Annotated in this window: 23 protein-coding genes; 15 read left to right on the plus strand and 8 right to left on the minus strand. The window is 36.5% G+C overall.

Going from position 1 to position 21,099, the window contains the following annotated elements; all coding sequences use genetic code 11:
• Positions 1–10: 10 nt before the first annotated feature.
• Both P0077_RS02490 and P0077_RS02495 read right to left on the minus strand, forming a co-directional pair.
• On the minus strand, positions 11–1,093 hold the full coding sequence (locus P0077_RS02490; RefSeq protein WP_276167591.1) for an efflux RND transporter periplasmic adaptor subunit: 1,083 nt from the start codon (positions 1,091–1,093) through the stop codon (positions 11–13).
• Between the two features lie 143 nt (positions 1,094–1,236).
• A complete protein-coding gene (locus P0077_RS02495; RefSeq protein ID WP_276167592.1) occupies positions 1,237–1,671 on the minus strand; it encodes a hypothetical protein in 435 nt (144 codons plus the stop codon).
• Positions 1,672–1,868: 197 nt separating this feature from the next.
• On the opposite strand from P0077_RS02495, the gene P0077_RS02500 reads away from it, so the two are divergent.
• The 5 genes from P0077_RS02500 (at position 1,869) to P0077_RS02520 (ending at position 6,401) form a co-directional block, all read left to right on the plus strand.
• Positions 1,869–2,321 carry a DUF1569 domain-containing protein gene (locus P0077_RS02500; RefSeq protein WP_276167593.1) on the plus strand — a complete coding sequence of 151 codons (453 nt, stop codon included), beginning with the start codon at positions 1,869–1,871 and terminating at the stop codon, positions 2,319–2,321.
• A 134-nt stretch (positions 2,322–2,455) separates the two neighbouring features.
• Entirely contained in the window at positions 2,456–3,181 is a 726-nt protein-coding gene (locus P0077_RS02505; RefSeq protein ID WP_276167594.1) for an MIP/aquaporin family protein, read from the plus strand.
• Positions 3,182–3,232: 51 nt separating this feature from the next.
• Positions 3,233–4,114 carry an alpha/beta hydrolase gene (locus P0077_RS02510; protein WP_276167595.1) on the plus strand — a complete coding sequence of 294 codons (882 nt, stop codon included), beginning with the start codon at positions 3,233–3,235 and terminating at the stop codon, positions 4,112–4,114.
• Complete coding sequence (locus P0077_RS02515; RefSeq protein WP_276167596.1) at positions 4,115–4,753, plus strand: GDSL-type esterase/lipase family protein; 639 nt, start codon at positions 4,115–4,117, stop codon at positions 4,751–4,753. It begins immediately after the preceding gene.
• Positions 4,754–4,784: 31 nt separating this feature from the next.
• The gene (locus P0077_RS02520; RefSeq protein ID WP_276167597.1) at positions 4,785–6,401 is read left to right on the plus strand and encodes a beta-N-acetylhexosaminidase; all 1,617 of its coding nucleotides are present in this window, start codon (positions 4,785–4,787) and stop codon (positions 6,399–6,401) included.
• Between the two features lie 50 nt (positions 6,402–6,451).
• On the opposite strand, the gene P0077_RS02525 is transcribed toward P0077_RS02520, so the two are convergent.
• The 6 genes from P0077_RS02525 to ruvX form a co-directional block, all read right to left on the minus strand.
• A complete protein-coding gene (locus P0077_RS02525) occupies positions 6,452–6,838 on the minus strand; it encodes a response regulator (RefSeq protein WP_276167598.1) in 387 nt (128 codons plus the stop codon).
• Between the two features lie 27 nt (positions 6,839–6,865).
• The gene (locus P0077_RS02530) at positions 6,866–7,954 is read right to left on the minus strand and encodes a PAS domain-containing sensor histidine kinase (RefSeq protein WP_276167599.1); all 1,089 of its coding nucleotides are present in this window, start codon (positions 7,952–7,954) and stop codon (positions 6,866–6,868) included.
• A 284-nt stretch (positions 7,955–8,238) separates the two neighbouring features.
• Positions 8,239–8,682 carry a BLUF domain-containing protein gene (locus P0077_RS02535; protein ID WP_276167600.1) on the minus strand — a complete coding sequence of 148 codons (444 nt, stop codon included), beginning with the start codon at positions 8,680–8,682 and terminating at the stop codon, positions 8,239–8,241.
• Between the two features lie 242 nt (positions 8,683–8,924).
• Entirely contained in the window at positions 8,925–9,344 is a 420-nt protein-coding gene (locus P0077_RS02540; RefSeq protein WP_276167601.1) for a DUF5606 family protein, read from the minus strand.
• Positions 9,345–9,404: 60 nt separating this feature from the next.
• Positions 9,405–9,995, minus strand: a complete 591-nt coding sequence (def, locus tag P0077_RS02545; RefSeq protein ID WP_276167602.1) for a peptide deformylase — start codon at positions 9,993–9,995, stop codon at positions 9,405–9,407.
• Positions 9,996–10,406, minus strand: coding sequence for a Holliday junction resolvase RuvX (gene ruvX / locus P0077_RS02550; protein ID WP_276167603.1), 411 nt, complete (start codon positions 10,404–10,406; stop codon positions 9,996–9,998).
• A gap of 200 nt (positions 10,407–10,606) precedes the next feature.
• Here ruvX and P0077_RS02555 point away from each other — a divergent pair, with 200 nt between their 5' ends.
• The 10 genes from P0077_RS02555 to P0077_RS02600 all read left to right on the plus strand — a co-directional run bounded on the left by P0077_RS02555 (position 10,607) and on the right by P0077_RS02600 (position 20,941).
• Positions 10,607–11,422, plus strand: a complete 816-nt coding sequence (locus P0077_RS02555) for a 2,3,4,5-tetrahydropyridine-2,6-dicarboxylate N-succinyltransferase (RefSeq protein ID WP_194524337.1) — start codon at positions 10,607–10,609, stop codon at positions 11,420–11,422.
• 218 nt (positions 11,423–11,640) lie between these two features.
• Positions 11,641–12,480 carry a glycosyltransferase family 2 protein gene (locus P0077_RS02560; RefSeq protein WP_276167604.1) on the plus strand — a complete coding sequence of 280 codons (840 nt, stop codon included), beginning with the start codon at positions 11,641–11,643 and terminating at the stop codon, positions 12,478–12,480.
• 36 nt (positions 12,481–12,516) lie between these two features.
• Entirely contained in the window at positions 12,517–13,602 is a 1,086-nt protein-coding gene (locus P0077_RS02565; RefSeq protein ID WP_276167605.1) for a glycosyltransferase family 4 protein, read from the plus strand.
• 30 nt (positions 13,603–13,632) lie between these two features.
• Positions 13,633–14,745 carry a glycosyltransferase family 4 protein gene (locus P0077_RS02570; RefSeq protein ID WP_276167606.1) on the plus strand — a complete coding sequence of 371 codons (1,113 nt, stop codon included), beginning with the start codon at positions 13,633–13,635 and terminating at the stop codon, positions 14,743–14,745.
• Complete coding sequence (locus tag P0077_RS02575; RefSeq protein ID WP_276167607.1) at positions 14,746–15,825, plus strand: glycosyltransferase; 1,080 nt, start codon at positions 14,746–14,748, stop codon at positions 15,823–15,825.
• Complete coding sequence (locus P0077_RS02580; RefSeq protein ID WP_194524342.1) at positions 15,818–16,591, plus strand: glycosyltransferase family 2 protein; 774 nt, start codon at positions 15,818–15,820, stop codon at positions 16,589–16,591. Before P0077_RS02575 ends, P0077_RS02580 begins: the two co-directional genes overlap by 8 nt.
• Complete coding sequence (locus P0077_RS02585) at positions 16,588–17,685, plus strand: glycosyltransferase (RefSeq protein WP_276167608.1); 1,098 nt, start codon at positions 16,588–16,590, stop codon at positions 17,683–17,685. Before P0077_RS02580 ends, P0077_RS02585 begins: the two co-directional genes overlap by 4 nt.
• A gap of 13 nt (positions 17,686–17,698) precedes the next feature.
• Positions 17,699–18,259, plus strand: coding sequence for an L-threonylcarbamoyladenylate synthase (locus P0077_RS02590; RefSeq protein ID WP_276167609.1), 561 nt, complete (start codon positions 17,699–17,701; stop codon positions 18,257–18,259).
• Between the two features lie 60 nt (positions 18,260–18,319).
• On the plus strand, positions 18,320–19,735 hold the full coding sequence (locus tag P0077_RS02595) for a CCA tRNA nucleotidyltransferase (RefSeq protein WP_432422797.1): 1,416 nt from the start codon (positions 18,320–18,322) through the stop codon (positions 19,733–19,735).
• Between the two features lie 264 nt (positions 19,736–19,999).
• Entirely contained in the window at positions 20,000–20,941 is a 942-nt protein-coding gene (locus tag P0077_RS02600; RefSeq protein ID WP_276167610.1) for a PorP/SprF family type IX secretion system membrane protein, read from the plus strand.
• The last annotated feature ends 158 nt before the right edge of the window (positions 20,942–21,099 follow it).

Consider the following 21,099-nt stretch of genomic DNA (forward strand, 5'->3'; position numbering starts at 1 on the left):
AGATTGGAGATTACTCTGCATAGAGATCAAGAAGGGCCAATTGTTTCTTAGGCGCCATAAAATCCGGCTCTATGTGACTACCTTCTTTTACCAATCTAATACCTTCCAGTAAAACTTTATCATCCTTAGACAATCCTTCTTGTACAACAAATAAATGTGGTAATTCCGAACTCACCGTCACCTCTTTCCGGTGAACGATATTGTTCTCGTCAAGTACAAAAACAAATTTCTTGTCCAAAACTTCAAAGGTTGCTTTTTGAGGTATGATCAAGACATCCTTTAGGGGTAATTTCATTAAAATACCGCCTGTTTCCCCGTGACGCAAAAGTCCTTTAGGATTAGGAAAGGTGGCTCTAAAGGCTATATTCCCAGTCTCATTATTGAACTCGCCTTCAATGGTTTCCACTATTCCTTCTTGGTCAAACTTTTGATTGTTGGCCATCAGCAGCTCTACACCTATTTTATCTTCAGAATTACCACTAAGTTCATAGTTTAAATATTCTGCTTCGGAAACATTAAAATACACCCACATTTTGCTGTTATCCGATAAGGAGGTCAACAGCTCACCTTCGTCTAAAAGGCTACCCTCCCTTACTAGTAGGTGGTCAATTATTCCATCAAAAGGGGCCCGGATATCCGTAAAACTTAAATGTGTTTGGGCCATGGTTACCTCTGCCTTCGCTTTTTCATATTTGGCCTTGCTCATTGCAAGCTCATTGGGAGAAACTACGTCACTATCCGCCAGTAATTGGGTATTCTTATATTCAATTTTGGCTACCTCAGCTTCCGCATCAGCTCTTTGCAACTCTGACTTATAGACCTTGTCCATAATTTTGAACATTGGCTGGCCTTTTTTAACGTGCTGACCCTCGTCTACAAAAATGGTTTGTAAATACCCTTTTTCCAGGGCTCTAAGTTCTATATTCCTGTATGAATGTATTTGGCAAACGTAATTTTTGGTTATGACCGTATCCATCAATATAGGATTGGTAACCAGATACTTTGCTTCTCTTTCCTTATGTTTTTTCTCTGATTGACAACTTGAGTGAAACAATAGCGCAGACAAGCTTATGAGCATGAAAATTCTTCTCATTACTTAATTTTTTAGTTTTGATAATGGTTTATGTTGATGCTTTAAAACATCATTGAAGTGTTTTTTCTAATGCCATATATTCCGCTCGGCACTAAAAAAAGAAAAGTCCGACATAATAGAATTTGCCGAACTGAATTTAAGAATCACAGCTGTAGAACGCTGAACATGAGGTGAAGTGTCTTATAAGCAGACAAGTAAGTTAAATGCCGATAAAAGGAAAGCTGATTCTTGATCAGATGGTAGAAATACCCCGTTTGGTAAAAAGTAGAAAGTAAATGAAGAGAGGTGTATTTTCTTAACTGTTTTTCAGAAAGTGTAGATTCCCTTTCCTCCTCTTCCTCTTCTTCTTGCTCATCTGTAATTTCAATTTTACTGTTGCGCTGTTTTTCAGTAGAAGAAGACTTTAAACCAGATGGAATATACTGTTCCGGTACAACCGTAGTAGCATTCCGTTCTGTTTGATGCCCTACAGTTATAGATGTAAAATGACTACAAACCGTATTTGCGGTTGCTTTACCACAAACACCAAAAAGGAGAATACAGAGAGATAAAAAATATTTTAAGAATCTTTTTTTCATCTGTCAGCAAAACTAATTCAGACTCTTAATTTGCTCACACTATATCATCTTAAATCTTTGTTAATGCCTTCATTTTTTTTCTGATCAACAGAGTCTCCCTGAATATATATAACAAAAGAGAACCAAAAGGTTCGTTTTTTTAATATCTTTCCATCAGGTCTAAAAAGGCCAAAGCCATCCTAAAAACCATAGGTAGTATGAAAAATGTATTTGACCAAAATGATGTAAGCGAACTAATTTCTCGCATTAACAAACTTAATCCGGACAGTAATAATTTATGGGGAAAGATGAACGTTGGCCAGATGGTGGCACACTGCAATGTTCCCTATGACATGACCTATACGGACAAATACCCAAAGCCTACAGGCTTCAAAAAATTCATGATCAAACTTTTAGCCAAGAACGCCGTTGTTGGTCCAAAACCTTATAAAAAAAATAGTCGCACTGCTCCGGAATTTTTAATTACGGACGAACGGGATTTTGAATCTGAAAAGCAAAAGCTCATTGGCCATTTAGAAAAGACGCAGCAATTGGGCTCGGCACATTTTCAAAATAAAGAATCCCATGCTTTTGGACCTCTTACCGCTCAAGAGTGGAACGTACTTTTTTATAAGCATTTAGACCATCATCTACGTCAATTTAACGTTTGACCTACTTTTACAAGAAGATTCTTTAAATCAAAACATTACATTCAACATCGTTATAACACATAGATTTCAGACGCTCTCAACGGCCATGAAACTTTGTTTTTCACTATCTTTTCGCCAACTAAAACAACTCAACTATGCTTATTTACCTCTATGAATTTATCGGAACCGCTTTGCTTATTCTTATTGGCAATGGTGTTGTTGCCAATCTAGTTTTAAAAGGAACCAAAGGTCCAGATACGGGATGGACGGGTATTTCCTTAGCATGGGGTATTGCCGTTTTTATAGGCGTGTATGTAAGTGCAGATGTTAGCCATGCGCACATAAACCCTGCCGTTACCCTTGCGTTGGCTATAGCCGGAAAATTTAGTTGGGGATTAGTACCCGGCTATATGCTAGCTCAAGTTTTAGGGGCTATGATGGGGAATTTTATGATTTGGCTTTCCTATAAAAAACATTACGACGCTACAGAAGACCAAGGTGCTATATTGGCCACCTTTTGCACAGCACCGGCCATACGCAGTCCATTTTGGAATTTTGTTACAGAAGCTATCGGAACATTCACTTTGGTTTTTGGTGTATTCTTTATTGCCGGTGGCTCTTTTGGGGAAGAAGCTATTTCTTTAGGTTCCTTAGATGCATTGCCAGTAGCCTTACTGGTAATGGGTATAGGTTTTGGTCTTGGAGGCCCAACTGGGTACGCAATTAACCCAGCACGTGATTTTGGTCCGCGATTATTACATTCCATTTTACCATTAAAGGGAAAAGGCACCAGTGATTGGGGATATGCATGGATTCCTATTGTAGCTCCGTTATTTGGAGCTTTTGTAGCCGCTTTGGCTTACCTTGCTCTTTCTGTTTAAGAGTGGAATAATAAATTAGATTCGGTTTACAAGAGATAAAAAATTAATAACATGAAGAAGTTTAGCCTTATACTTTCATTTTTAGCTATAATTCAGATTGGTTTAGCTCAAGAATTTATAGAGTTGCCCCATGATAAAAGCCCTACCGTAAAATGGACACATACAGAAAAACAGTACTTCTCCGAGATTTGGAAAACGGAAGTGGTAACCAATGTTTCCGCTCCCACACTTCAAGTTTTTCAACCTAAAAAACCAAATGGAACCTCTGTAATCATAGCCCCTGGCGGTGCATTGTACGCTCTGAGCATAAATAGTGAAGGAAGAGATGTTGCTAAATGGCTGGCCGAAAAAGGTATAACCGCCTTTGTATTGAAATACCGCCTTGTTCCAACGGGAGAGGACGCTGTTCAAGAAGTTAGTGAAGAAGGTAGCACGAACCCTTCTCGTATAGCGGAAAGAGTTACTCCAGTTATGCCTTTATCCGTTGCAGACGGCTTATCGGCCGTTAGTTATGTCAGGGAGAATGCGAGAAAATATAAACTAGACCCTAATAAAATAGGCTTTATGGGCTTCTCCGCCGGAGGTGCAGTAACCATGGGTGTAGCGTATAATTATACAGAAAATAATCGCCCTAACTTTTTAGTACCCGTGTACGCTTGGACCAGTGCCTACCCTGTTCAAGAAGCCCCAAAAAACGCTCCTAAAATGCTGGTAGTTTGTGCTACTGACGACCCCTTAGGACTTGCTCCAGGAAGTATTGAAATTTACAACTCGTGGGCTAAAGCCGGTAAACTTCCTGAACTACATATGTACTCAAAAGGCGGTCATGGATTTGGAATGAAAGAACAAGGTTTACCCTCGGACGATTGGATTCAGCGTTTTTATGATTGGTCCGTGGCGGAGGGAATTACCTCAACATTAAAATCTGAATAAATGAGAGTTTATCTAGTCTTACTTTTACTATGCGGAGTTATTTCTAACGCACAAAGTTCTTTTACGAAAGAAGTAGCGGCAATTACTCAAAAATATGATTCGCTTTATGATGCTTCTAAAGAAAGTATTGTATTTACAGGCAGCTCAAGCATCAGGGTGTGGAAAGATTTGCAAGAACGCTTTCCTGATCACCAAGTCATCAATTCGGGCTTTGGGGGGTCCCAAGCTGTAGATTTACTTCAGTTTACAGACGACCTTATTCTACACTACAAGCCTAAAAAAGTGTTTATCTATGAAGGTGATAATGACATTCAGAATAAAAAAAGACCTAATGAAATTATTGGCACCATAACCCAAATACGGGATTTAATTTTCGCTAACAATCCTCAGACGGAAATAGTCTTTATTTCTGCTAAACCTAGTATTTCCCGATGGAAGCTGAGAAGAAAATATAAAAGACTGAATAGAAAAATGGAAAAAATGACACTGACGGACAATAGATTGAAATATGTTGATGTTTGGAAACCCATGCTAGATGGCCGAAAAGTAAAACAAGATATTTTTGTTTCAGACGGTCTACATATGAATTCAAAAGGATACGAAATATGGTATGCTGCATTGAAAAATTACGTAAACTAGATATTCCCAAAAAATCCTAAATAGTTAGCAGATGAAATCTAACCTGATCAAAGCCCTGTTTATAAGTTGCATTTTTGTTGCCCTATGTTCTTGTGAGCCAGAAAAAAAGAAACGTGTATTAAACCTACCGCCAACCGATTTGGCTATGGAAAGTATGATTCCTATGCCTATGAAGGTCATCCCTACAAACTCAGGGTTTGCTTTGGATAAATTTACCGCGATTTATACTTCTGAAAATGCAGATGGTTTTCCTGAAGTAGGAAAATTTTTATCTGAAAAGATACATGCTAAAACCTCATTAGATATTCCGGTGAACATTGAAGAAATTCCTGACCGAGAAGGGATTATCTACATTAATCAATCTGATAGTTTGGAATTGAATGCGCCAGAAGCTTATCAACTTTACATTACAAAAGATACCATTATTCTAAATTCAAATACCGCAGCAGGTGCTTTTAGAGGTGTACAAACCATACGACAAATTATACCGGAAAAACCACTAGATACCGTTGCTGCATATGACGTATGGAACATTCCAACCGGAAAAATCATTGATAATCCAATTTTTGAGTACCGGGGAAGCATGTTAGATGTGGCACGGCATTTCTTTAGCGTAGAAGATGTAAAAAAGTATATAGACCTTCTGGCCTACTATAAGTATAACGTACTCCATTTACACCTCTCCGACGATCAGGGATGGCGCATAGAAATAAAATCTTGGCCCAAACTTACCGAAGTTGGCGGCAGCACAGAAGTTGGAGGGAAATCCGGTGGTTTCTATACACAAGAAGAATATACCGATATTGTGAACTACGCTGCCGAACGCCACATGGTAATTGTACCGGAAATTGACATGCCAGGACACACCAATGCTGCCTCGGTTTCATACCCATTCTTAAACGGAAACGGTAAAAAACTAAAACTATATACAGGCATGAGGGTTGGTTTTAGCACTTTTGACACAAGAAAAGATACGACCTATGCCTTTATTGATGATGTAGTTAGAGAAATATCCGCTATTACCCCAGGCCCCTATTTTCACATTGGTGGAGATGAAAGTCACGTGACAAACAAAAAGGACTATATCTACTTTGTTGAGAAAGTAGAAAAAATAGTTCAGAAGTATGGTAAACGAATGATCGGGTGGGACGAAATTGCTACCGCAGATTTAGATTCTACTTCAATCTCCCAATTTTGGTCTAGTAAGGAAAATGCCGACTTAGCCCTAAAAAAGAACATGAAGATTATTATGTCTCCTGCTAAAAAAGCTTATCTAGATATGGAGTATGACACGCTTTCTAAGCACGGTCTACACTGGGCGGCTTACATCCCAACAGATACAGCCTATAATTGGGCTCCGGAGAAATATGAAGGAATTCCTATAGAAAATATATTGGGCCTAGAAGCTCCACTTTGGTCCGAAACCATTAGCAATATTGATGAATTGGAATATTTAGCTTTTCCTCGCGCCATTGGTTACTCTGAATTGAGTTGGTCTATTCCCGAAAACAGAGATTGGGAAAATTACAAGGTTCGTTTGGCCAATCAGGCTCCTTTCTTGGATAGGATGAATGTGAAATACTATCCATCTCCACTTATTGATTGGAAAAAAAGCAAGTATACTTATAAGGAAATACAGAAAGATTAATTTAATTATCATCTACTAGGCTAACCGGAAAGAATTACTGATACAAAATATTAGCATATAAGATTCTCCTTATCTAAATCTAATAGATAAGGATACAGCGTATCAAAATTGATGGGTTTTTCTAGATAATCGACAATAGCACTAAAATCACAAGCCTTAAGCCTATCCTCCGGTCTACCTGATGAGGTAGTTACAATTATAGGCACATTAGGACACAAACCTAATTTTTCTTTGATCGCTAAAAATTCCCAACCATCTAATATAGGCATATTAATATCCAACAAAATAAGGTTTGGACACTCGTTATCCTTTAAGTAATCAACTCCCATTTGACCGTCGGTAACTACGCTAATATCATTAAATCCTAAACTCTCTAACTTTACTTTAGAAATAAAGTTGGTAACATCATCATCTTCTATTATTAATATCTTTATCATTACAGTAGTTTTAGTTGGTTTAGTTTTCTAAAATTGAATATTGAACTCGGTACCTTTATTGACTTGACTTTCTACATGAATATCTCCTCCATTTTCAGTTATTATGGAGTGGATGATGTAAAGACCGATACCAAGACCTTCAACATGTGTGTGCATCCTTTTAAACAGTCCGAAAATCTTTTTTGCCACAGATTGCTCAAACCCTAAGCCATTATCCTTAATGGTTAAATGGAACTTACCATCAACCATCTTGGTCTTTAACTTAATTATGGGATTACGATCAGGGTGTTTGTACTTAAGTGCGTTGGATACAAGGTTTTGAATAATACTCTCCATGTGAATTGGACAATATTGAATCATACGACCTACTGAAAAATCTTCAATTATTATAGCCTTGCTCTTGAGAATATCTTCCGATAGACTTGTTTTTACCTTTCCCAAGATTTCTGAGAACACAACGTTTTCATGATTTACCTTAAATGTAGATTTTACAGCTATTACATGATTCAACGCCCTTACCTTATCACACATGACCTTAGTCACTTTTTGCATTCTATCTACTATAGGCCTGACCTCTTCTGAGACAGGACCCGCCTTAGTGAACATTTCAAATAGGCTTTTTAAATTGGTCAACGGGGCTCTCAGATCATGAGCGGCTACATAAGAAAATTCCTCAAGCTCTTTATTTGATTTTTTAAGATTGGCGTTTACTTTTTCTAAAGAATCTTGAGTGTTTTTAAGTTCGTCTATCGTTCTGCTCAAATTTGAAACATCTCTAGAAGAGATTCCTAAATAATCTCCAATTTTAAACGCTCTCACCATCCATTTATGCGGCACATTATCCAAGTTAAATGAAAGTTGATCAAAGCCCACCGAAATTCCCGTTTTGAACACCGCCCTGTAGGACTCATAACGTGCGGTACCTTTTAAATGAGGAAATACCTCAAGTAAATTTTTACCAATAAAATCCTCTTTCTTAGCTCCTAATGCAAGAACCAAGGCATTATTAACATCTACAAAATTCATTTGATTATCGAGAATTAGAAAAGGGGAATAGGCATTTTCAAAAAAAGCACTTTTCAATTCATAGTTAATTTCGGCTACATCTTTCATCATACAATCATTATTTATTAAATACCTCTTTGCTAATTTCTAGAATTGTAAGAGGATTTTTAGATAAAAGAAGTCTTTTGGACAGAAGCTAACGATGAACGGTAATTATCTATAGACGAAGGACTTAAACCGAATAAAACTAATATATATAGATAGAATTAACGAAGTCTTTACTAGTTTAATTATAAATCCGTAACCAATGAAGTGTAACCTGGGGATTCTCAAATGCAGGAATGTGCAGGGTAATTAGTATAACATATAAACCAACCCATATCTATATGTAAAATTTATGCGTTTTTATCAGCATACTTTGTAGTTAACAATAAGTTGGTTGCTTTCCAAAACTCAATTGAAGTTGGGTTGGGAGATAAAGAATTCTCTGGATTTTCAAAAAAAGTACTTACTAATAATTTCAAGTATTGTAGGTTGCTATTTTCTGATTTAAGATGTTCAAAGGCCATCTGCCAGTCTTTAAATTCCCTATTATGAATCTTATTTCCAGATAATAGCCTTACTTCTGTATGTCTGTCATCTTTTTTGATTCTTTCAAAGAGGCTTATAATTTTAGTCTCGTCTCCTTCAATATATTGTATGAACCTTCCTTTGAAAAAAAGCAGGCATCCGGTAATGTCATTTTGCCTATTGAATTCTTGTGCTTTCTCAAGCATTCTTTGGATTTCCTGCAGTCCAATATCAGTATTAGCTACAGAGGTATATACTAAACAGAACATGTAATTTGGTATGTATTTGGTTGGCTACTTACTAGCTAAGATAACGATTTAATAATGAAATAAATATCGAAAAACCTGTAATTCAGACATTTACAAGTTATTACTTCATTTGTATTAAGATTTATCTTACAAAATTTTTAATTATATAAATGCCCAAATATCTCTCCCCGCTGCATATACGACACAAAAAACCCTCCTAATGGAGGGTTTTTGATAAAAACTTTATTCTAATAAAATTAATTCTATTCTTCCTCTGAAGTACCATCTTTGTCTCCAGAAAAATCTGTAATATCATTATCATGAAGAATGTTATACCACTGTATTACTTTTTTGATGTCGCTAGCATATACTCTATCTTCATCATAGTTAGGTAAAATTTCAAAGAAATATTCTTCTAACTTTATTTTTTCCGCTTTGTGAGGTACGGAGGTTTTGCCACCCTTTTCTTTTACCTGTATTTTTAAAAATACATCTCTTAAAGGTAGTTCCTCATCTAGCGTATATATTGCAATTTCTGAAAGAATGCTTACGTTACTGCGCATACCAACAGTAATACGTTTCTGATCAATAAGCGATTCTGCAACAAACCCTGTTCTGGTCTGTGTTACCAATTTGTAAAGGCCTGGCTTTCCCCCAATGGATAAGATTTTATCTAAACTCATATAAAAATTTACATTTTAGGAGCGCAAATATTGCACTTTTCAACGGATTACGATAAAATTTTAACGTCCTTTTTTCTGGTTTGGGAAACGCATACGATAATCCGCCCTAATGTTTCCTTTGGAGATATTGTTCAATCTACTTTTAAGCATACGTTTTTTTAACGAAGAAAGCTTATCAGTAAATAAAATCCCCTCTATATGATCGTATTCATGTTGAATTACCCTTGCTAACAGACCATCATAGGTTTCAGTATGCTTTTCAAAATTCTCATCTACATAGGTAAGGGTAACCGTATCCTTTCTTTTTATATCCTCATGAATATCCGGTATGCTCAAACATCCCTCGCTAAACGGCCAATCCTCACCCGTTTCTTCATCAATATATGCGTTGATAAATACCTTTTTAAAACCGTCCAATTTCTTTTGATCTTCCTCGGAAAGGTCCTCGTCTTTTGAAAATGGTGTGGTATCTACCAAAAATAAGCGAATAGGCAGTCCTATCTGCGGTGCAGCTAAACCTACTCCGTTGGCATTATACATGGTCTCCCACATATTTTCTATTAACTCTTTTAATTTTGGGTAATCTTTAGGTATGTCCTTACCTACTTTTCTTAAAACGGGATCGCCATAAGCGATAATTGGTAATATCATCTAAAATTTATTTAAATAGGCTTGAAGAATAATTGTTGCGCTAATCTCATCAACTAGTGCTTTATCTCTTCTTTGTTTTTTCTTAAGACCACTATCTATCATGGTCTGGAAAGCCATTTTTGAAGTAAAGCGTTCATCATGTCTCTCTACCGGTATATGCGGAAAAACTTTTTTTAATCGATTTAAAAAAGGACCTATTAAAGCTTCTGACTCACTGGGAGTGTTATCCATTTGACGTGGTTCCCCCACTATAAAAGTCTCTACTTTTTCCTTTTGTGTATACTCTTTTAAAAAATCTATAAGTTCAAAAGTACGAACGGTGGTTAAACCCGATGCTATTAACTGTAGCTCATCCGTAACGGCTATTCCGGTTCGTTTCTTCCCATAATCCAATGCAAGCAATCTTCCCAACCCTTATTTATTTTTTGCAAAAATAACCTATAAATTGTTATAACCGTAAAATTGAAACCCAAAATCATATTTGACACCTATATTTGCACCTAAATGTGTATTGAGAAACACAAAATCCATTTGTGTAAAATACTGCGATAAGAAAGTAAAAACCGGTTTAACAGCCTCTTTAAATATAACATTCTAATTAGTAAGAAAAGATGACCGAATTAAGAAAGACAATAGAAAATGCGTGGGACAACAGAGAGCTTTTAAAAGAAGCCGCCACCCAGGACGCCATAAGAGAAGTAGTAAACCTTCTTGATCAAGGTAAATTAAGGTGCGCAGAACCAACTTCGGACGGCTGGCAAATTAATGAATGGGTTAAAAAAGGGGTGGTACTTTATTTTCCCATTCAAAAAATGGAAACTCTTGAGGCTGGTATTTTTGAATATCATGATAAAATTCCGTTGAAGAGAGGGTATGAAGCCAAGGGTATCCGTGTAGTACCAAATGCAGTAGCACGCCACGGTGCCTATATTTCAGCAGGTACTATTTTAATGCCAAGTTACGTAAACATTGGTGCTCATGTAGAAGAGGGCACTATGGTGGATACATGGGCCACTGTGGGTAGCTGCGCTCAAATAGGCAAAAACGTTCACTTAAGCGGAGGTGTTGGAATTGGTGGTGTATTAGAACCATTGCAGGCTGCACCTGTAATAATTGAGGACAATGCATTTATTGGATCAAGATGTATTGTTGTTGAAGGTGTTCGCGTTGAAAAAGAAGCTGTTTTAGGCGCAAATGTGGTTCTTACCGCTTCTACAAAAATTATAGATGTTACTGGCGATGAACCTGTTGAAACTAAAGGTAGGGTTCCTGCTCGTTCAGTTGTTATACCAGGGAGTTATACTAAGAAATTTTCTGCCGGTGAGTTTCAAGTGCCTTGTGCATTGATTATTGGCACTAGAAAAGAGAGTACAAATAAAAAGACCTCGTTAAACGATGCCTTAAGAGAATATGATGTAGCAGTGTAAACCAAGCTAAATCTAAAATCTTGCCCATAGTCGTTTACAACTAGCGACTATGGGCTTTTTTTATAAAATACTGTCATTTGTACGCAACCTTTTCTAATTCTTTAGTCTAGTTTATTAGAGACCTGTAAGAAAAGTACCTATTAAAACAATTTATAACTACTTTTTAAGTTATAATCTAGCGAGTTAAAACCGAACATAATCTAAATTTTCGATTGATTTTGAATAATTCTGACAATAAACTTACGGCATTAGTCATAACATTCAATGAAATGGAGCATATTAAAAAGTGTATTGCTTCCGTTTCTTTTGCAGATGAGATTATCGTGGTTGACTCCTATAGTACAGACGGCACATTCGAATATTTAGAAGCATTACCCAATGTGCGTGTTATTCAGCGTCCCTTTAAAAATTTCACCGATCAAAAATCATTTACTTTAGACAAAGCTTCAAATGACTGGATTTTATTTGTTGATGCCGATGAAGTGGTGCCTCGCTCTTTACGTACAGAGATAACCCAAACCATTCAAAAACCAAATGCTTTAGATGCGTATTGGTTTTATAGAAAGTTTATGTTCAAGGACAGTAAGCTGAATTATAGCGGTTGGCAAACCGATAAAAACGTTAGACTTTTTAAGAAAAGCAAATGTCGATTTGCTCAACACAAATTAGTGCATGAAACTTTACAAATTAATGGAAAAACAGGTGTACTCAAAGAAAAATTAGTCCATTATTGCTACAAAGGGTATTCAGACTACAAAGCCAAAATGGTGCATTACGGCAAACTGAAAGCAAAAGAACTACACTCTAAAAAACGTTCTTGCAACCTATTTAAATTGATAGGGAAACCTACATGGAAATTTGCTTACAATTACTTTATAAGACTAGGTTTTATAGATTTACATAAAGGTTTTACTGTCTGCTATTTAAATGCATTGAGCGTATATGTAAGATATGATGAACTTTCAAAATTACAAGCGCTTACAGCCACTAAGGCAAAAAATACTGTTACCACCAACGAAAAATATAAACTTAACAACGTAGAGATGGCAGCTAGCTAATACCTATGTACTATTTTTGTTCGCAAACAACGGGTAATGAAAATTGCATTGGAAAGTTCTTCTCTCTTTTTTAAGAACTACACTGGTATTCCTTTTTACATTCATAATTTATACAATTCATTAAAAGATATAGATGCTATTGACCCCTATTTAGCATTTAGGTTGAAGAGAAAGTTCAAAAAAAAATCTGACTTCCAGAAAAATCTCTTAAACAACAAACACCTTTGGCATCTTAACAATTTTGCCTTAACCACTACAAAGTTTGATGTGGCACATAGTCTACACTCTCCATTTCTAAATTTTAGTTCGTCCTTAAAAGTTGCCACTGTACATGATTTAGCAGTGCACTTACCCCAATTTAAATCATATGAGTTAACTACACCATACTTTGAAAAAAAGAGAATGGCACTTTTCAAAGATTTTAGTAAAAAGGCCGATGTAATCATTACAGTGAGCGAAGCTACAAAGCAAGATTTTCTTTCATTTTTTAATTATCCTGAAGACAGAATACATGCAATTCCGTTAGCTCCCTCACTAAAAGCTCAACAAAACAACAAAACAAATAATGATTTACTAAAGGAATTTAATGTTGCCCCAAAAACATATTTCATATCCCTAGGGGGGGTCTCCTTAAGAAAAAATACACTTAACCTTATTAAAGGTTATACTTTATCAAAAGAGAGTCAGAATAAAAAACTAATAATCACTGGGAAAATTGAATCAAAACATTATTCCCCTGTGTTCAATTTTATTAAAGAGAACAGTTTAGAAAACAAAATTGTGATAACTGGTTATCTAAGTTCTGAGAAGCTAGCAGCACTTTATAAAAATGCAGCTGCTTTTTTGTTTCCCACATTCTATGAAGGCTTTGGTATTCCTATATTAGAAGCAATGTTAGCTGAATTGCCCGTCTTGACTAGTAACACAGGAGCTGCTCCCGAAACCTCAAAGAATCATGCCGTTTTAGTAAACCCATTTAAACCCGAAGACATTGCGGCAGGTATAGAACGCCTATCAACAATAACCGAAGACCAAATAAAACAAGCTAAACAATTTGCAACTACCTTTACCTGGGAAAGAACAGCGCAGAAGACGAAAATGGTTTATGAAAAATATATGTAATTTTATCTCTATATAGAAGAACACCGACGAATGAGAATAGGTTATGATGCCAAAAGAATTTTTCACAACAGAACTGGTCTAGGAAACTATGGGCGGGATATTCTACGTATTTTAAATTCCTACCCTGAACTTGAAGAGTTTTATCTTTTCAATACCAAAACCCCTAGCATAGATAGGAAAGTTGCCTTAGAAAAATCAACAATAGTTTATCCATCGGGTTGGTTCTGGAAAAACTTCCCTTCGCTATGGCGCTTGTTCGGGCAATGGAACCAGATAAACGATTTGAGATTGGATTGGTATCACGGACTATCAGGAGAAATACCCATTCAGTTCAAAAAACGGGGCACTTCAAAAATAGTCACCATACATGATCTTATTTTCATAAGCCACCCTCAATATTATAAATTTTGGGATCGGATAATATATAAACTAAAGTTTTACTACGCTGTACATGCCGCAAACCATATTGTGGCTATAAGTGAACAGACCAAAAGAGATATCATTAAATTTTTAAAGGTTTCACCTCATAAGATTACGGTAGTCTACCAAGGTTGTCACAGTGCGTTTAAAACTACTTATTCCCAAGAAGAAAAAGAGAAGGTTAGAGCAGAACATAATCTACCTAAACAATTTATTTTAAACGTAGGCACTATACAAGAACGTAAAAATGTACTGGCAATAATCAAAGCTATTAAAGACACTACCTATCATTTGGCTTTGGTGGGAGGCGAAAAATCCTATGCAAAAAAGGTTCGCAGATATATTACTGAACACCAAATGCAAGATCAGGTAACATTTGTAAAGAAAATTGGGGTACAAGATTTAGCTATACTCTATCAAGCCGCCACTCTGCTTTGCTACCCATCTTATTGCGAGGGATTTGGAATACCGTTAATTGAGGCTCTTTTTAGCAAAATTCCTGTTATTGTTACAAAAGGAGGCTGTTTCCCAGAAGCGGCCGGACCTGATGCTCTTTATATTGACCCAGATAATACTACGGAAATTCAAGAAAAAATTAAAAAATTATACGATAATCCAGAGCTGAGAAAAGAAATGACAGACAAAGGCTTTTCTTATGTACAAAGGTTTAATGATGAGAACGTGGGTGCCAATCTAGTTGCTCTCTATAAAAAGCTAGCGTAAATGGGTTGTATTTGTTTTTTTAATACGGTCAAATCTTGGGGCGGAGGAGAAAAATGGCATTTTGAAGTAAGCCAATATCTTCATGAAAAAGGGGTTCCCGTTTTTGTGGTTGCACATCCTAAAAGTGTCCTTTCACAAAAACTTAAAACTACGGATATTCCCCATAAAACTATTGAACTATCAAACCTTAGTTTCATTAACCCTATTAAAAGGTTAGCTGTTAAAAATTGCCTCAAGAGCCCAGCGGTAGATACCATAGTCATGAATTTATCGAGCGATGTGAAAATTGCTGGACCAATTGCAAAAGAACTGAATATTAAAAGAATTATTTATAGGCGAGGTAGTGCCATACCTATCAAAAACACTTTTTCCAATCGGTATCTTTTCAAAAACGTACTTACAGAAATACTTGCAAATTCTGTAGCTACCAAAAACACCATTTTAGAGAACAATCCCAAGCTTTTTCCAAAAGAAAAAATCACGGTTATCTATAACGGTGTAGCTATTCCCGAGCAACTAGATACGGAAAGGTCCCATGCCCAAAACGGACTAATTACCCTAGTTAACCTAGGCCGTTTGGAGTTTCAAAAAAACCAAGGATTTTTACTAGATGTTGCAAAAAGGCTAATGCAAAAAGGAGTGGTATTTAAAATGATAATTGGTGGTGACGGACGTCTAAAAAGTTTACTACAATCTAGGATAGAAAATGAAGGTTTATCAAACCATGTAGAACTTTGTGGTTTTGTAGATAAGCCCTATGAATTCATTTCACATGGTGATGTATTTTTACTTTCTTCTCATTGGGAAGGTTTTGGCTACGTTCTTGCAGAAGCTGCGCTATCGGAAAGGCCATCCGTTGCTTTTAATACTAGTAGTAACCCGGAGGTAGTTTTACACGAAAAAACCGGTCTATTAACTCCTCCTAACGATATAGAAAGCTTTGTTAAAGCTATTGAAAAACTATATAATAATAGATCATTAATTACTTCAATGGGTACTGCTGGCAGGAAATTTGTAATTGATCAGTTTGAAAAGTCGAAAAAATTAAAGGAAATAGAAGCATACTTGAAATATGAATAGGACGGAAAAGATTTCGGGCTTACTAATTACCTTAAACGAGGAAAAACACATAGAAGCTGTTTTACAGAACCTATCATTTTGTGATGAAATCATTGTTGTCGATTCCTTCAGCACAGACCGTACTGTTGAAATCATTAAAAATCATTCCAATGTTCAACTTATACAGCGGCCCTTTAAGAATTACACAGACCAAAAGCAGTTTGCCTTAGACCAAGCGGCGTATAATTGGGTGCTTTTTATGGATGCGGACGAAAGGGTAACTCCTAAACTTGAAAAAGAAATTATAGAAGAAATAGAAAATAAAACCGACTGTGCAGCTGCCTATTATTTTCTGCGAATTTTCATGTATCAGGATAAAGTACTCCGTTTTAGTGGATGGCAAACAGACAAAAATTATCGCTTATTTCAAAAAGATAAAGTGCAGTTTGTTTCTGATCGAATAGTACATGAAACTTTAGAGGTAAACGGTAATTCTAAAACATTAAAAAACCGACTAATACATTATTCATTCAACAATTATGATGAATACAAATCCAAGATGGTTAAGTACGGAAAAATGAAGGCCAGAGAGGCCTTTGAAGCAGGTAAAACAGCTAGATGGTATCATTCTGTATTAAGACCCGCATGGAAATTTTTCAACCACTATATTCTTAGGTTGGGGTTCTTGGACGGTAAAAAAGGTATTGTTATCTCCTACCTAAATGCTGTTGGTGTCTACAGTAGATTTAAAGAACTAAAACGTCTGAACTCGGCAGGAAAAAAATGAAAGTCAACCCAAAAAATATAATCTTTTTCTGCCCTACGAAAAATTGGGGTGGTATTGAAAAAAATGTATTGCTCAGGACTATTTTTCTTAGCCAAAACGGATATAATATCACCGTAGTACTATTGAAAAACACATTTGAGGATAGATTTGCGAATATGGAAAATGTTACAATCCGTACAATTACAAAACGTGGTGGTGATTTAAACCTTTTCGTCGTCCGCAATTACATCAAGATAATACAAAAAGTTAAACCACTAACGGTTTTTGCAGCTTTAAAGCGCGATTGGTGGCTAGTGTCATTAGCGGCTCACATAAAAAAAGTACCTAATATAATTCTATACCTTGGTAATATTAGAAAAATTAGAACCGGCCTTAAGTACAGTCTTGTATTCAAAACTTTTAAAGCAAAGGTTTTAGTGAATAGCGATTCCCTAAAAACAGATTTATTACAGAATAGTTCCTATTTCAATCAAGACAATTTAATTAGAATTTATAACGGCATAGAGTTACCTAAACTTCAGACAGTTGCAAATTGGGGGGCCATAGAAAAATTAAACCTACCTGAAAATCGCTTTATTATAGGCGTTGCAGGCTGGCTGAATTATAGAAAAGGATTTGACCTCCTCCCTAAAATTCTTGAGAAACTTCCTAAAAACACACATATTATTCATGCGGGCACAGGTGGGTTTGAACTGGATATGGACCAAATTCTTTCTAACTACCCTGAACTTTCAGAACGTATTCATTTTCTAGGCCATGTTAGTAATATGGGTCAGTTCTTTCAAAATATAGATGTCTTTTTACTTTGCTCTCGTGAAGAAGGTATGGCTAACGTATTATTAGAATCTCTAAGCTATGGTAAACCTATAGTATCCTCCAAAGTTCCTGGCAGTGAAGAATTACTCGATAATGGCACTTACGGCATATTAACAGAAATTGACGATGTAATAGCCATGTCCAATGGTATACAGGCCATATTGGAAAGGAAAATAATATTTGAACCAGAACTTTTAAAGCAAAGGATAACTGATACCTTTTCTTTTAATCATATGATGGCAAATACCCAGTCACTACTTTTTCCGAGTAAAAACTAATACCACTTAAACCATGCAAAAAGAAATCAATAAATGCATAGAAGTCCTTCTAAACGGTGGTCTCATCCTCTACCCTACGGACACCGTATGGGGTATTGGCTGTGATGCAACAAACGAAGCGGCTGTTAAGAAAGTGTACGATTTAAAACAACGAGAAGATACAAAGGCACTTATTTGCTTGGTGGCTAATGATGCTATGCTAGAGCGCACTGTGGAAGCAGTTCCTGAAGTTGCTTATGACATTATAGACCTTTCTACCAAACCCACAACCATAATTTACGACAAACCTAAAGGGGTTGCCAAGAATTTAGTGGCTGCAGACAATACCTTGGCTGTGAGAATAGCTTCGGACAAGTTCTGCAGATATCTCATAAATAAGTTCAAAAAACCCATTGTTTCTACATCTTCTAACATTTCTGGGCGCCCTACTCCCAAAAGTTTTGGCGAAATAGACCCTGTAATTTTAAAAGGTGTGGACTATGTGGTAAATTTGCAGCCCGAACAAAAATCGGCAGTACCCTCAGCTATTATAAAACTAGGAAATGATGGTACCGTTAAGATTATTCGGAAGTAATTTATAACGCAATATATTTAATGCTTCTTTGGCAAGCACTAGTATTTAAAAATTGAACCTTTGAACCATATACAAGCTCTTTCTAACCCTATTTTTAAAATCGTTTCACAAGCTGCGGATGAACTTGGGATGGATTGTTATGTGATTGGTGGGTTTGTTAGAGATTACCTCCTACATAGAGGTGCGCACAAGGACATAGATATCGTAGCTATTGGTAGCGGTATAGAATTGGCAAAAAAAGTAGCTTCTTTACTTAAAGGAAAACCGAACGTTAGTATTTTCAAAAACTTTGGAACGGCTATGTTACGGCATGAAGATATTGAGTTGGAATTTGTAGGGGCCCGTAAAGAGAGCTATCATAGAGATAGCCGGAAGCCTGTTGTTGAAGACGGTACGTTGGCCGATGACCAGAACCGACGTGATTTCACCATTAACGCGTTGGCAATATCTTTGAATCAAAAAAACTACGGTGAACTTTTAGACCCTTTTGATGGGGTTGCCGATTTAGAGAAAAAAATTATCCGTACGCCACTAGAGCCAGGTATTACGTATTCTGATGACCCATTGCGCATGATGCGCGCCATCCGTTTTGCTACTCAATTGAATTTTAAAATCGAAGAAAACTCTTTACAAGCAATTACGGAGCACAAAGAACGTATTACAATAATTTCCAAAGAACGTATTGTAGACGAGCTGAACAAAATTTTAGCAAGCAATAGACCTTCCATTGGCTTTTCCCTACTTCACAAAACAGCTCTTCTTTCCTATATTCTTCCTGAATTGGTTGCATTACAAGGCATAGAAGAAATTGAAGGGCAACGGCACAAAGACAATTTCTGGCACACCTTAGAAGTGGTAGATAATATTTCAGAAACTACGGATAACCTTTGGTTACGCTGGGCCGCCCTGTTACATGATATTGGTAAGGCACCCACCAAGAAATTTCATAAAAAAATAGGATGGACATTTCACGGGCACGAATTCGTAGGTTCAAAAATGGTATATAAGCTTTTTAAGCGATTGCGAATGCCATTGAACGACAAGATGAAGTTTGTTCAAAAAATGGTACTTATGAGCTCCAGACCCATTGTTCTATCGGAAGATTATGCAACGGATTCAGCAATAAGACGTTTGGTTTTTGATGCCGGCGAAAATGTAGAGGACCTCATGACGCTTTGCGAAGCGGATATTACTACCAAGAACCCAAAAAAGCAAAGAAGGTATAAGAACAATTTTAAGGTTGTTCGCCAAAAAATTATAGAAGTAGAAGAACGAGATAACATACGTAAGTTTCAACCTCCTGTAAGCGGAGAAGAGATTATGGAAACTTTTAACTTGAAACCTTCAAAAGAAATCGGAATTATTAAAGAAGCGATTAAAGAGGCTATTCTTGAAGGTGAGATTCCTAATGAATACGAAGCTGCAAAAGAATTTATGCTCGCAAAGGGCAAGGCAATTGGCCTTACCCCATCTTGAAAACTAATTGAGAATTCACTCCATAGCTAAAAAGAAAAGACTAGAAATAACGTTTACAATACACCTTAAATTCTAACGTTTTAGTGTTGAAACCCTATCGCAACACAGTCTTAGGTTTAAAGTATTTTATACATGGAAAACCAGTAGTTTTATTGCACCGATATATTTAGGAGGCCAACAATAACAATAGTTGTAATTAAGAAAAATAGATACCTTTACAATGGTAGATACAAGACTGTCCCCTTTTTATCCAATAAAAAAGTCATGAAAAAATTCCTCCTGATTGTACTCCTAACCGTTACATCTATCTGTGATCTTAGAGCTCAGCAAGATGCTCAGTACACACAATACATGTACAACCCAATGGCCATAAACCCGGCATATGCAGGCTCTCGTGGTGTTTTTAGTATAGCAGGATTACATCGCTCACAATGGGTTGGTGTAGAAGGTGCCCCTAAAACCCAAACCCTTAATTTTCATACACCGGTATCGGACAGAGTGGGCATTGGGCTGTCTATTGTTAATGATGATATCGGAAACGGCACAAGTCAAGAAACCTACTTTGATGGTGTTTTTTCATATACCGTTCCAATTTCAAGGGATGCAAAACTGGCCTTTGGATTAAAAGCGAGTGCACATATTCTAAACTTGGATTTCAGCAAATTATCCAATTATAGCGATGAAGTTTCCGGCACAGGTATCACCAATATTGACAATAAATTCTCTCCAAATTTTGGAGCAGGTGTATATTATTACGACGAGCGATTCTATATAGGTCTATCCGTTCCCAATTTCTTAGCTACAAAACATTTTGACGGTGATGCTTCTAGCTCTTCTTTTTTAGCCAAGGAGCGCATGAACTTCTATTTGATAACCGGCTACGTATATAACCTAAATCAAAGATGGCAGTTTAAACCCACGTTATTGATGAAGGCGGTAAACGGTGCTCCGTTACAAGTAGATGTTTCGGCTAATTTTATGTTCAACAATAAATTTATATTGGGAGCAGGCTACCGTTGGGATGCAGCCCTAAGTGCTCTATTTGGTTTTCAAGCATCGGACCAAATATTATTGGGATTAGCCTACGACAGGGAAATAACGGAATTAGGCGGTACTCGCTTTAATGACGGTTCGTTTGAAGTAGTACTCAGATATGAATTCCGTTCACGGTTCGGAAGAAGGACCATAGAACCAAGGTTCTTCTAAATACCCAATTACATCGCATAGATGCCAACCTTATTCTTGGTCAAAAACTTAACCCTATACCCATTACTCTTTCTTTCAATTTTCTTCAGAAAACCAAAAAAATTATAGTACAACCAGTTTACTCTACATAATAGCAAGCCTTTACATCTAGTTTTTTG

Origin of the sequence: Zobellia alginiliquefaciens (assembly GCF_029323795.1) — a bacterium.
GTDB classification, from domain to species: Bacteria; Bacteroidota; Bacteroidia; order Flavobacteriales; family Flavobacteriaceae; genus Zobellia; species Zobellia alginiliquefaciens.